Annotated in this window: 12 protein-coding genes; 5 read left to right on the top strand and 7 right to left on the bottom strand. The window is 40.2% G+C overall.

The window, feature by feature from the left end:
• Positions 1-215: 215 nt before the first annotated feature.
• Entirely contained in the window at positions 216-1457 is a 1242-nt protein-coding gene (gene nhaD / locus KO525_RS18985) for a sodium:proton antiporter NhaD (protein ID WP_215965411.1), read from the bottom strand.
• A gap of 243 nt (positions 1458-1700) precedes the next feature.
• On the opposite strand from nhaD, the gene KO525_RS18990 reads away from it, so the two are divergent.
• The 3 genes from KO525_RS18990 to KO525_RS19000 are packed head-to-tail and all read left to right on the top strand — an operon-like array spanning position 1701 to position 4510.
• Positions 1701-2309, top strand: a complete 609-nt coding sequence (locus tag KO525_RS18990; RefSeq protein WP_215965412.1) for a phospholipid-binding protein MlaC — start codon at positions 1701-1703, stop codon at positions 2307-2309.
• A gap of 2 nt (positions 2310-2311) precedes the next feature.
• Complete coding sequence (locus KO525_RS18995; RefSeq protein ID WP_215965413.1) at positions 2312-3169, top strand: mechanosensitive ion channel family protein; 858 nt, start codon at positions 2312-2314, stop codon at positions 3167-3169.
• Positions 3170-4510, top strand: a complete 1341-nt coding sequence (locus tag KO525_RS19000) for a magnesium transporter (protein ID WP_252736547.1) — start codon at positions 3170-3172, stop codon at positions 4508-4510.
• 180 nt (positions 4511-4690) lie between these two features.
• On the opposite strand, the gene KO525_RS19005 is transcribed toward KO525_RS19000, so the two are convergent.
• From KO525_RS19005 to KO525_RS19020, 4 genes are all read right to left on the bottom strand, one after another.
• Positions 4691-4966 carry a hypothetical protein gene (locus KO525_RS19005; RefSeq protein ID WP_215965414.1) on the bottom strand — a complete coding sequence of 92 codons (276 nt, stop codon included), beginning with the start codon at positions 4964-4966 and terminating at the stop codon, positions 4691-4693.
• 91 nt (positions 4967-5057) lie between these two features.
• Positions 5058-5939: a LysR family transcriptional regulator gene (locus KO525_RS19010; RefSeq protein WP_215965415.1), complete on the bottom strand. Its 882-nt coding sequence runs from the start codon at positions 5937-5939 to the stop codon at positions 5058-5060.
• 139 nt (positions 5940-6078) lie between these two features.
• Positions 6079-8073, bottom strand: coding sequence for a flavohemoglobin expression-modulating QEGLA motif protein (locus KO525_RS19015; protein ID WP_215965416.1), 1995 nt, complete (start codon positions 8071-8073; stop codon positions 6079-6081).
• Positions 8057-9103, bottom strand: a complete 1047-nt coding sequence (locus KO525_RS19020; protein WP_215965417.1) for a glutathione synthase — start codon at positions 9101-9103, stop codon at positions 8057-8059. The genes KO525_RS19015 and KO525_RS19020 overlap by 17 nt, the downstream gene beginning before the upstream one ends.
• Positions 9104-9391: 288 nt before the next feature.
• Between KO525_RS19020 and maoP the strand changes: the two genes are divergently transcribed.
• Entirely contained in the window at positions 9392-9736 is a 345-nt protein-coding gene (gene maoP, locus KO525_RS19025; protein ID WP_215965418.1) for a DUF413 domain-containing protein, read from the top strand.
• 180 nt (positions 9737-9916) lie between these two features.
• On the opposite strand, the gene KO525_RS19030 is transcribed toward maoP, so the two are convergent.
• Together KO525_RS19030 and KO525_RS19035 are read right to left on the bottom strand one after the other, a co-directional pair.
• Positions 9917-10714, bottom strand: a complete 798-nt coding sequence (locus KO525_RS19030; RefSeq protein WP_215965419.1) for an alpha/beta hydrolase family protein — start codon at positions 10712-10714, stop codon at positions 9917-9919.
• A 60-nt stretch (positions 10715-10774) separates the two neighbouring features.
• Positions 10775-11941: an alcohol dehydrogenase catalytic domain-containing protein gene (locus KO525_RS19035; protein WP_215965420.1), complete on the bottom strand. Its 1167-nt coding sequence runs from the start codon at positions 11939-11941 to the stop codon at positions 10775-10777.
• Between the two features lie 219 nt (positions 11942-12160).
• Between KO525_RS19035 and KO525_RS19040 the strand changes: the two genes are divergently transcribed.
• The gene (locus KO525_RS19040) at positions 12161-13018 is read left to right on the top strand and encodes an AraC family transcriptional regulator (RefSeq protein WP_215965421.1); all 858 of its coding nucleotides are present in this window, start codon (positions 12161-12163) and stop codon (positions 13016-13018) included.
• The last annotated feature ends 4 nt before the right edge of the window (positions 13019-13022 follow it).

Below are 13022 nucleotides of genomic sequence, written 5' to 3' on the forward strand. Positions count from 1 at the left end.
AGAGGGAAGAAGGAGCTTTGCCTCCGTGCTGGCGTATTCGGGGGAAATGATGAGTGACTTAAAATAGGGTACTGCGAGCTTGTCCCTCAATACTAATTTTCGTTAAAAACGTTTTCTTATTGGCAAAATAGTAAAGCAAGGACAAACATACACTGCAAAATAATATACAGGGGCGCAGGATGCTGTCCTAGCTTTGCAATTTTAGGATGACATGATTAGTTTAGGACTGTACTTGTCAGTCCATAGCTTAACCAGTAACCAACGGAGTAAGCGACGATTAGGTAGCCAAACATCGACAAATAACTGATGAAATTTAGCTCTTTTACTTTACTCATTGCGATAATGCCAGCTGCAGAACCAATGACTAACATCGAACCCCCGACGCCAGTAGCGTAAGTTAGCGCTAACCAGTTTGCTACGTCCATTTCTATGTCTGCTTTTAACAACGCGGCAGTCAATGGTACGTTATCTAGAATTGCAGATAGCATGCCTAGAATATAGTTTGCGACGCTGTAATCCATAGCCGTATATATTTTTGTTAATTGGTTTAACACGCCAACTTCTTTCAAAATGCCAACGATTAGTAAGACACCTAGGAAAAATAGCAGGGTATCAAATTCAATTTCACGAATGTAATTTAAGACGTTTTTATTTGTTTTTCTAACTAAATACTGCGCGATTAAAAACATGCAACTTAAGCCAAACAAAAACGTCAGGACCGGTGGAATTTGATAAAGCGCATTTAAAAACAAAGTGGAGAAGATAGTGACGAGAAACACCGACGCGATGATTTTGTCATTTCGTTCAATGGGTAATGTTTCCTGCTCAAAGGTCAGCTCGCCACGCATATTTCGTGCAAGTAACAATGCGAGAACTAATACCGCAGTAAAAGATGGAATAATTAACAGCAATAAGTTCGCAATGCTCACTTTGCCTTCTAGGAAAATCATCAGTGTGGTTACATCACCGGTGATGAGTGAAACCCCACCGCTGTTTACTGCGAAAATTATTAATGTTGCATATTTTAATCGTTGACGGGCTGGGATATCGAGAGACGCGATAACAGCAACAGAGACTAAGGTTGCGGTCACGTTGTCGGCAAATGAACTGAACAGAAACGAGAAGCCGCCAATTAATAGCATAAACTTACGTTCGCTCATTTTTTTCGGAAGCAACCGCTGAACGAGATTCGATATAAATCCTTTGCTGTTTAAGTAAGCGACAAATGTCATTGCAGCCATTAGGAACAGCCAAAGCGTTGCAATTTCTAAAATATTTTCGTTTAACTCATTAGTTATCTGCGCTGAGGTAGAACCATGAAGTGGCACAAGGTATGCCAATAACCAACTTAACGTACCAATGAACAAAGTCGACTTTGCTTTATTGACGTGGATGACTTCTTCGAAAATTACCAGTAATAGGGCAATAATCGCCAAGGTACAAATTATTATGGTCATGGGGGCTCTAGGCAGTTAGGTCAAATTTGAAACACATTTTAAAGTATTAACTCTATTATGGAACTGTTTTTATATAATTAAAATTTATTAACCTATACATTTTTAACAAAATTGAACTTAAAACGGCTAGCTAAAACGCCAATCACTGAAATTTGTCACGGCAATTAAAATAATTCGTTTTAATTATTAACGATTTCCCTCTATAACTAACATATAACGTGTTAAACCAAATTGGATTTTATAATGGTAAACCTAAAACAATTAGGGTTAGTGAGTACAATATTTTTTATGGCTTTGTCTTTTTCAATCAAGGCAGAGGAATTGAGTAAAACGGCGACAATCGTTTTTGATCAAGTTGAAGTTGCTTTAAAGCAACTAAAAGCAAATGACGGTTTAAACTCAACCGAATTAAAGGGATTAGTAAATACAGTTGTTTTGCCACATATTGATCACAAGTATTTTACCTTTAAGGTTTTGGGCAAACATTTAGAAAAGTTAACACCTGAGCAACGAGCTGAATTTGTAGAGTTGCTCACGATAGATTTAGTGAGTAACTACGCAGAGTCGTTAAAAAGGTACAACAACGAAAAAATAACGGTTGTTTCCTCGACCTTAGCACCGTCAGGTAAATTAGCTTCTGTTGCAATGAAGTTTACCGGTCAGGATAAGCCAATCAATGCGACCACCAAATGGCGCATGTCGGATAAAGACAGTGAATGGTATATCTACGATTTTGTCGTTGAAGGTGTGAGTCTATTGCAAACCAAACAAAAAGAATTAGGTAGTCAATTATCTAGCACAGGTATTTTGGGTACAATTGATAAGTTAAAGTCAAAAACAGCCAAGGGATAACATTGGAAAATTTATTAACAAGCCAATTTTTTATTAGTGTTTTATTCGTCGTTTTTGCGTGGCTTGGCAAAAACGGCGTCACTCGTTTTATCAAAAAAAAATCATCTAAACCGGTTGCAGACAAACGTTACTTAATAAACAACACAAAAAACGTAATTAACGCGATTTTATTTATTTCGTTGTTTGCCTTATGGAGTGCTGAGTTACAGCGTTTTGCGTTAAGTATTGCGGCGTTTATCGTCGCTATCGTATTAGCAACAAAAGAAATCATTCAATGCGTTGTTGGATTTATTTATATTTCCAGTACGAATCCATTTCGAGTTGGGGATTGGATCCAAACCAAAGATTTTACCGGCGAAGTAACCGCTACCGATTGGGCAAAAGTGACTTTATTAGAGCTTGACCCAAAAGATCATAGCTATACAGGCCGCAGTGTATTTGTTCCTAATAGCCAATTGATCATGTTGCCGATTATTAACCTTAACTATATGCGACGTTATGTTAATCACTCGTTTTCGATTGTACGAGAAGATACCAACTTTAACCCCTTTATTATAAGGGACCTGATGATTGAGAAGGCCAATCAATATTGTGCCGATTTTAGTGACGTGGCCGAGCGATATAATACTTTGATAGAAACTCGCTTAGATATAAAAATATCTGGGCCGCAACCTGCGTTTATTGTGAGTACAACAGATATAGGCAAAATCAAGATAACAATGAGTTTATTTTGCCCAACAAAGCAGTCTAAAAAGATTGAACAACGATTAGTTGAAGACCTTTTGACGTTATGGTCAATTGAACAAAAGAAACATAAACAGTTAGAAGATACGTCAAAAAACGAAGTGTTGGACGCGTAGATGGAAAACCATTCACTTGCAATAGATTTGGAGCCGCTCATCGCGGCGTTGGCAATTGAGCCTATTGAATTGCCTGATGTCTGCCAAACGTTAAATTCATTTCAGTGGGCTGGTGTATTTGAAGGGTTAACAAATGACCAGCGGATAAAATTGTGGGTGTTTATCCCTGTAGAATTGCAAAGTACAGTGCTCGCTGTTATGCGCGAGGATGCAAGAAATCAGTTTATTGCAGTGTTGCCGCAACAGGTAATTGCAGAGGCTATTAGCTCGGCAACCAACGCAGAAGTAATGGGCATACTAGATGTATTGCCTAAACGTACAGCGGCCAAACTGGTTAACAAACTTGACCCCGTAATGCAGAGTGTTCTCGAAACGTCACTGAGCTATTCTTCAAATCAAGTTGGTCGGTATGCCAACGCAAATGTATATACAGTAAATGAAAAAGCGTCTGTTAAAGACCTTATTAATGAAATTAAGTCGAGTGACATAACAAATGATGGGGGCAGTTATTTTGTTGTAGATGATAGTTTGATGTACGTTGGCGAAGTCAAAATTAGTGATATTTTAAACTCCAGTCAAAAAACCGATGTAAAAGAACTGGTCATTCCAAATGAAAAAGTGATTTTAGATCAAGCCAGTTTATTGGAAGCATCAGACTTAGTTCGTGGGTCAAACAAAGCTGCATTGCCAATCGTGACTAAAACCGGTGTATTTTTAGGTCAGTTTTCAATCCATGACGCACTGGATGTTTTTCAAGCGCATTATGAAGAACAACTCGCGCATATGGGGAAGGTGAGTGACGAAGACCTCTTTGCACCGGTTGCAGTGTCTGCAAGACGCAGAGCGGTATGGTTAGGGATAAACCTTGTCACGGCATTTCTAGCATCGTTTGTGATCGGCATTTTCGATGCGGTACTCATTGAAGTTGTGGCACTTGCAGTGCTTATGCCTATTGTGGCAAGTATGGGCGGGATTACGGGTAGTCAAACATTAACATTAACTATTCGAGGGCTAGCCACCGGGCAATTAGGTAAAGGTAATTTTAAAGTATTGCGGAGCAAAGAGTTAAAAGTTGCGGCGATAAATGGGGTTTTGTGGGCTATGTTGGTCACTGTTGTCACTATGTATTGGTTCGACAATCCAGGCTTATCTTCAATTCTCGCACTTGCAATGGTGGTCAATATGACAATTGCGTCTTTTGCCGGAATAATGATCCCAATGATATTAGACAAATTGGGGATTGACCCAGCACTCGCGGGCTCGGTGATATTAACTACAGTAACAGACGTAACGGGATTTTTTGTATTTTTGGGCAGTGCAACATTGCTATTTATTCATTAAATCGCAGGGATTCAACATCCTAAATGACATAGAAAAAGTACGGTTGAATTCATCCTTTTGTTGGTGTTTTTAGGATGAAAATGGAGAGTTAATGCTGTTATTAACTCCCCTATAGAGGCAAGTCTCAGATAGAAAGCAGTTGGGGAAACCGCCTCTTAACTCGCCAAACAACGTATTGTTTTATTTACTTTCGTCGTCTGCAACTTTAGCAAAAGACAAGGCTTGTTCTATCGACGCAAACCCCGTGTATTCATAATATTCTAATTCACTGTTAAGACATTCTAACAAAGATTGTTTATCGATCTCTTCGCTAGTCTGCATGCTTACACAGTAATCATAAGTTTCTTGAACAAATTCTTTATCTGCTGGCTGTGTAACCACGTCACCATCAGCAAACGCCAAAGTGCTAAACATAAAGCTATTTATTAATGCGAACCCAACTAATAGTTTTTTCACGTCTTTTTCTCCTATGGAAAAACTAACGTTAAATTAGTCCCAATTTTGAAAATTGAAAAACGATTAATTTTTGTGGTATCAACAAAAAATATTATTCGACGTTTGAGGCCATTTCTAGAATTGCAGGACGTTGAGGCGATGACTGATCGATAACCTCTACAACTTGCTCAACAATGTCGACATTACGATTATGTTTTTGATAGACGGCGTAGATAGAGCGCTTCATGGCGTGTTTACCTTTTACTCGGTGCAATTCACCACTTTCGATAAAAGGCTCAGCTAGAGCATTAGGAAGGTAGGCGCTGCCACCTTGGGCTAATAAAAAGTCTAACGCGATGCGGCCCGTGGATGTTTTGAGTTTTGGTACAAAATTACGGCCATATTTAGCTTCATGTTCTGACGCAAATTGCGCTCCCCAGTCAACAAAGATATAGCCTTTAGACATGGCTTGTTCGGCACTGACATTAGGTTCACTTGAAACGAGGGACAAATTAATTTGAGCAATTTGTTCACTGCATACTTCGTTAGTCAAGAAGGGGTCAAACATCAGAGCTAAATCTAAGGTGTTATCAATAATAGACGCATGTAATTGACGAATGCCCAACATTTCAGTTTTAAACGCCAATTCATCAAATGCGTTAGCAGCGACGGTCAAATAATTTTGAAAATACGCATCCCACACATTTGGAGTTGCCGCGATAGAAAACGGCATAAGCTTAGCGTCAATTAGCGAAATTTCGGATTTAACTTGCTGCAATGCACGCACCATAGTGGTGGCATAAGGTAATAGTCGCTCGCCGGCGGGGGTCAACGTAATGTTGTTTTTAAGGCGAACAAATAGTGGTGCGTTAACAAACTCTTCGAGCTGTTTTATCCTCGCACTTACCGCAGCTTGGGTAATGTAAAGGTTGTCAGCCGCGCGACCAAAGTGGCGCGTATTGGCAACCTCTAAAAATGTTTTAAATACTTTCACGTCCATGCCAGTAGGATAACTAATCTACTGGGTTAAACAATAGTTTTCTCAATAAGTCAGGGTTTTTGGCCATTAAATATTCGTGGTATTAGATAGATTGTTTTAAATCGCTATCTAATACCACTCATATCCAGACCAGTTAAACGTGTACGCCGCGAATAAGATAATCAATAATGGTGTTTTCTTTGCTTACTTTTAATTCAAAAAGCGGTGCTGATTTTTGTAACATACCACGGGCGATCATCTCAGAAATGACGGGTAAATCGAGTAGACCTGTTTTACCTACCAATAGATCTTCAATAGGTTCTCCATTTTCAGCCATCGTTACAATGTCGATAAATCCACGTAAGTAAAGGTGGTCTTTGGTAAAGCCACCACCACGATAAACTCGAGTGGTTATTGTGAAGGCTTGTTCTTGGCCTAAGTCGTAGTCATTAACTAACGTTTGATAAGTTTTTAGAAAGTTATTTTGTTCTAACATCAAGTGTACGGCGATAACCCGCAGTGCCAATGACTTAAGGCGGTTCAAGGTTAGGTTGCCCGAGCAATATTCGCTGAATATGGCTAATCCTTCCTGAGTATGGGTATTTCCGACAAGACCGAGGGAAAACACTTTAAGCGGTTGAGCACGGGCACTCAACGTCGTAAACATATGAATGCCCAATTCATGGTGCGCAAAAGCACGCAATTCAACGTCGCTGAAGGTCGCGCTTTTATTAATCAACAATTGTTTTTTTGAATTGTTAACCATAGCTTTTGCGACGATTTTGGTCGACGTTTCGATTTTACATTCCATCGCCCAATCTGCCGCCTGCTGCTTAAAGTATGCAACCGCACCATCAGCATCAATACGGGTTGGATTAAGCTCAGACTGGATGTCAGGGGCGTGTAAAAGGAATTTAGCGTTAGCGATATCACGGTGACTTGGCTGACCATAATATTTAAGCGAGTTGTAAAGAAACTCGTCTGTACCTATGGTAGTTAACATGTCGATTTTAGTTGCCAAGTTATCCACCACGTGGCGGTACAATTGCTGAATGCCAGCGTCGTCAATGTCTTCAATTGGTAATTTGTACAATTGTTCACGGAACAAGTACGGACTGATATTCAGTTGTTTGTATTGAAACTCAGGTGTTACGGTTGCTTTGCGACCAAAGAATTTTTTCTTCTCTGCTGCGATGTTCACCGGATTGATGAAGTTCAAGGTTTCGATGTCTTTACACAGAGCGTAGAGCTTTTTGTCGATCTTGATGACTTCTGGGGTAATCGTCGACGACAATACATCGGCTTTAGAAAAAGATTTTTTCTTGCCATAACGACGCATAAAAAAGGCGGTGGTTTCACCAATCGATTCTTTGAATCCAGCTTTGAGCTCTTCTAAAACAAGCGGGTATAGCTCACCTGATACTTCATCCATAAAGACTTTTTTCGCTTCAACAGGTATGACTAAGGTGTTGTCAAAATGCGAATTAATATGGGTGATCAAATAACCTCGTCCCTGGAAGACTTCGTTGCAAGCCGCACGAGTTTCGAGGTTAGGTAATTCGATTTTATTGAGTTCTTTTTCAAAACGCTCAATGACATTGCCCCAGCGTTCAACGTCGATTTGGGCCGTACCAATATTAAATGTTGGTGTATCGGCTTCAATCCGTTGGTAGTTATACGAATGCACGTCAAACACAATCGCGTTGCGGTAAAGCGATTCAATAACTTCAACAAGCGCTTCTAGAATATCGTAAAATGCCTGATGTTTTTCGTGACTCTTTGCTCGTTGACTGGTCGTTAACGGCTTTTCCCAAACTTGTTTATTCCACGCCGTTTTGAAATAAGTAGACAGGGTTTTTGGGCGGTTTAAGTCGTATTCAAAACGCGAATCATTACCGGTAAGTACTATTGGAAACGACGAAACTAAGTCGACGGTATACGGGTCTTCTTCGTACAAACGTTCCGTTTGGCTCAATAAAAACGACTTAGTCAGTTCTTTCCTGAGCTGGTGGCCATTGTGAATTGCAGTACAGATAATTGGCGAATATTCTTCAATTTTAATTGTGAAAGCGCCGTTATCTACGTCAGCATGAAAACATTTCTGTTTTTTAATGAGTGCAATGCACTCTTGTTTAGAAAGCGTTTGCATCTTCAATTACCTGTCTGAATTGAGACTTTCTTGAAACCACTAATTCTTTGGCGTGTACAACACTTTCTACAAAGTCGATCACTTGGGTTTGTAAACGAGTACGATTTAGTTTGTTAATTCTTACGATGCCGCCCGGGCTTAATACATTGACTTCAATTAGTTTTCCGCCAATAACGTCGATGCCGGTAAAATACAAACCGTCGCGCACCAATTTAGGACCGATGTATTTGCAAAGGCGTTTTTCTTGAGCAGTCAATTTATGTTTAACTACAGTGCCACCAGCGTGCACGTTTGAACGGACGTCATCCAACGCAGGAACGCGTTTCATCGCGCCAATTGGCTCGCCATTGAGCATTAATATGCGAACATCACCTTGCTCAGCACCGGGCACATAATCTTGTAAAATAACGTAGTTGCTGCCTTTGCCGTGTTCATCGCCGCCGATGTAAAAGTCCAATAAAGAACGGAAGCTTTGTCGTGCGCTTTTTTCTAATACGATAACCCCACGACCACCAAAACCGTCAAGGGGCTTTAGTATCATTCGGTCACTTTCAGATTCGTCAAAAATACGTTCTAAATAATCACGGTTTTTAGACACGTGAGTCGCTGGAATAAACTCGCTCGCCGTGTCTTGGAATGAGGCGGTATAAATTTTGTTGTTAGCAATTCGCAATCCATCAAGGTCATTCATAATAAAGGTATCGCCTTTAACTGAATCGAGGAAGTTCAGTGCTAATGCATCTAGCGGGGGGTTCGCGCGCATGATAATAGAATCAAATCCAGCTAAGGGCAGGGGCGTACGCTTAAATTTAGCTGATTTGTAAAATGTGACGATGTTTTCAGGACACTTTTGAGCTTTGGTAAATACATCGCAAAATGCACTTGCAACACTGTCGCGAATCGTTAAATTATGAATTGTCGAAATCGCCACCGTGTGACCACGTTTTACACATTCGTGGATTAATCGCAGTGTTGTATCTGTTTCAGGGTCCACGCGATCCCACGGGTACATAATAAAGCAAATTTTCATGGTATTTCTGACTCATATATAAACGGGTAAATTTTTGCGGAGGCTACCGACTTATGGTGGTAATTACCCACAAAATATTTTTATGTTATCAATAGAAATCTTTAATGATTAAATGGATATTTCTTCGGCGGGATTTTTAGGGCCTATAAATTGTGGGGTTTAGAGGTCGAGCCCTTGTGTACTGTAAATTACATCGCTTTTGTTTATCGAGATAATAAAAATTATTTGTTTTTCAAATAGGCTAGTGATCTCTATGTTATTGAAAGCAAAATAACAGAGAGTTAATCCATGATAAATATCGAGCTACGTACCGGCGCTAAGCTATTTTTTGATGATTTACATTTTCCTCGCGGTTTCAATCGAAGTGGCGAATTTACAATAAATGAATCGAAACTTCTAACCGATTATGGCGATACCATGAAGCGGTTAGCAGAAGGCACGTTAGATCCAATTAATGAAGAAGAAAAACGCTTCATTCGATGTGCAAATGGAGAGCAAGAAGCAACAACGGTTATTGAAAAAATCTGGCGTAGATACAAGCAGATCATCGTACCAAAAGTCGTAGTGACATTACATGGTCGCGGTATTCCAAATTTTGATATGGACTCATCTGAATACAGCATGGAACTGTAGTTTTAGATTTTTTGGTAAATGGGGATAATATTTCATTGTCTGTCTATTGGGCATTTAGCCAATAATTCGATGTGAAATAAACGCCCCATTTATTGCGTTATGGGACTGTTCAACGCCCGCCGTGCGCCCACCGAGTTATAATGTTTTGGTTGGCTAAATTTAGACTAAAATCTACTGACTTTACTGTTGTTCGATGGCATCAAAAAATAGCAAGCTTTTGGCGACATGTTCGTGCCAATATTGCCATTGGTGGCCACCATCAAATACTTGGTAACTGTGCAGTACACCAAGTTCATCAAACTGTTGACTTAATGTGTTGTTGCTTGCAAAAAGTGCATCGTCTTTACCACAGTCAAATCTAATTGGCGGTAGTGTCGCTAAATTTTGTTTACTCCAATACAAAATATTGTCTTCATCCGGTAACGCACATTGATAGTCCGCAATGGGGTTGTCAATAAAGGTCTGTAAGTCAGTTAAGTTGGTTACTGAACTGTGGGCAGAAATGCCGGCGAACCGACTCGCAAATTTTGCACCTAATCTAAGTGCGCCATAACCTCCCATCGACAACCCTGTGATGTATATATTACTTTGTGATGATGCCGCTGGAATATGAGTTTGTACAGCGGTGAGTACATCGTCCATTATCCACTGTTCATAATTGCCATGCTCTTGTAAAGGCAGGTATGCTGAACCTTGCCAAAGCCCTCCGTCTGACGGCATTACTAAGATAAATTCATTAAGGCCTTGTTGTCGCAATTTGTCATATACTTGATGCACACCACCTAAATTCATCCATACCCAATTAGAACCGTAAACACCATGCAGCAAAATGACAATAGGTAAATTGTTTTGGCTCGTTGGCTGGCAATAAACATTAACGTCCTGCCGGGCATTTAAATGACTGCTATGAAATGTGAGCATAGTCAGGTTGTCGGCCGTGTATTTGGGTTCAGATATTTCAATTTGCGATATTGTCATGATGTTTTGTCGCTCTTTTTATCGATGAATTGAGGTTATGTCTCGGTATCTATGCATCCATTATTGGTCTTCTGCGATGACAAAAACACCTTTAGCAACACGACCATTTAATAGATCATCAAAACCTGACTCTGCTTGTTCGAGTGTATATGTTTTGGTGACAAGCTCTTCTAACTTCATGGCACCTTGTTCGTATAACGCTAAAATCTTGCCAAAGTCACGTTTAGGATTACACATTCCATAAAGTGGATTGATGTAAATTTTATCCCACTCAAATAACTCACAATCAAAATCTATTCGCTGTTCAATACCGCTAACCTGGACTGCGGTGCCGGCATTTTTGATTAATGCTAATGGTGCTGACCCAAGTGCGGGGATCGCTGTGCATTCAAAGGCGTAATCGGCACCGATGCCGTTGGTTAACTCTCGTACGGCTTGTCGAACGTCAATAAAATCAATGTCTTGATGATGTGCAACAATACCATGCGTCGCGCCAAATTCTTTTGCTTGTTCGATACGTTGTTGATTAATGTCGATAGCAATTATGGTTGTTGCACCAGATTGTTTGGCTGCCTGAATGCAGTTCAACCCAACCCCGCCAGCACCGATGACACAGACACTAGAGCCTACCTCTACTTTCGCGGCATTGACCACTGAACCCCAGCCTGTCATAACCCCACAACCTATAATTGACGCCGCTGGAAACGAAATGCCATTGACTTGACTATTAGCATTTCCATTGGGTGTCATAGCAGTCTGACTGGTATTCACCTTTACCACAGCGGCTGCTTGGACAACGGTATATTCACACATGGTGCCTAAATGAAACGAGCGCTCAATAGGTTGACTTGCTAACGTTGTCGACGCTAAAGCGGCATGGCCAGATAAACCGCAACCGCAAACAGGTGAATTAACCTCGCAAATATGTAAATTACCTGCTTGGCACTGGTGACAGTCACCGCATGGGATCGCCCAATTAAGGATCACTTTATCACCAATGGCCAACCCCACAACATCGTCACCGACGGACTCAATAACACCGGCACCTTCATGACCAACAATAAATGTTTTGTCCCAATTCTGGATTGAATCCCAATCGGTATGGCAAATACCAGAAGCGTATAGTTTTACACGCACCTCACCGCTTTGGGGTAAACCTACTTCAACAGTTTGGAGCGAGTATTTACCACGCCCATCTGAAACAATTGCTTTGGCTTGTTTGATCATGTGTCACCAGAGATAAATTAACTTAGGCTTATTTGACCATCAAAACCAGAGATAAACTGTCATCATTTTTATCTAAAATATAAAATATATGTCCAGTTTTAGTTTAGTAGTAGACGAGAATGGTTTTAAATATCATTATTGTGATGTTGTGAAATGTTGGGTCGTAAAAAATTACGATGTTCAATTTCTGTAAACCCACTTAACTTTTGCGAGAACGTAATGAAACGAGCCTACTGTGAACCGTTTTGCATAGAAAAAGGGTATGCGTTCGAGATCCATAACGTGGCCTATGATATACATCAGCCTTATTCGTGTTTTATGCATTTTCATGAAGTGCACGAATTCATTATATTTGACCAAGTCGACGGAAATTATTTTTATAATCAAGGACAATCAAAATTAGAAAGTAATGATGTCGTTTTTACTCCCGCAATGGAAACGCACGATTTTGAACTTAACGATGGTGCTAAGTCTTGGCACATTATTCAACTTTTGCCTGAGTTTTTTCACCAAGATGACATTGCCCACTATGCGTCCTTCTTTAATCAAGGCATGCATCTACGGATTGATGACGTTAATCAACAGGAACTAAAACAAATAGTTGCTTGGCTGTTGGCGTCTTATCAAGTTGATCCGCAAAGCGCAAAAAGCAAAACCCTATTAAAACTATTGATCATTTGGATTGCAGAACATGCAACGGCAGTAACGGCCCCCAATATTCTGCCTATTACCGCAACTGTAGGTTATGAAAGATTATTGCCCGTCATCAATCGATTTAGACATGACTCCGCTGTGCGCTTTAGTCTTGTCGACGCGGCAAAGATGTGTCATCTGTCACCATCTTATTTTTCTCGATTATTTAAAAAGATTTTCCGTTTTAGCTTTTCGGAATATGTGCTGCGGCATAAACTTTATTCTGCAGCTCGGATATTAAGTATGGCTGACGTATCAATAACTGAGTTGAGCTACGACTTGGACTTTTCCAGCCCGTCGCATTTTATTGCACAATTTAAACGGCAGTTTTCGATGACCCCACTTCAATATCAAAAGTCGGTTATCAAACGCAGCAATATGTAACGAA

It is taken from the genome of Psychrosphaera sp. B3R10, assembly GCF_018861025.1.
Lineage (GTDB): Bacteria > Pseudomonadota > Gammaproteobacteria > Enterobacterales > Alteromonadaceae > Psychrosphaera > Psychrosphaera algicola.

Coding starts and splice junctions, on each gene's coding strand:
- KO525_RS19020 (WP_215965417.1), bottom strand. CDS start 9,103: ATGAAAATTTGCTTTATTATGTACCCGTGGGATCGCGTGGACCCTGAA.
- KO525_RS19000 (WP_252736547.1), top strand. CDS start 3,170: ATGGAAAACCATTCACTTGCAATAGATTTGGAGCCGCTCATCGCGGCG.
- KO525_RS19035 (WP_215965420.1), bottom strand. CDS start 11,941: ATGATCAAACAAGCCAAAGCAATTGTTTCAGATGGGCGTGGTAAATAC.
- maoP (WP_215965418.1), top strand. CDS start 9,392: ATGATAAATATCGAGCTACGTACCGGCGCTAAGCTATTTTTTGATGAT.
- KO525_RS19030 (WP_215965419.1), bottom strand. CDS start 10,714: ATGACAATATCGCAAATTGAAATATCTGAACCCAAATACACGGCCGAC.
- nhaD (WP_215965411.1), bottom strand. CDS start 1,457: ATGACCATAATAATTTGTACCTTGGCGATTATTGCCCTATTACTGGTA.
- KO525_RS19040 (WP_215965421.1), top strand. CDS start 12,161: ATGAAACGAGCCTACTGTGAACCGTTTTGCATAGAAAAAGGGTATGCG.
- KO525_RS19015 (WP_215965416.1), bottom strand. CDS start 8,073: ATGCAAACGCTTTCTAAACAAGAGTGCATTGCACTCATTAAAAAACAG.
- KO525_RS18990 (WP_215965412.1), top strand. CDS start 1,701: ATGGTAAACCTAAAACAATTAGGGTTAGTGAGTACAATATTTTTTATG.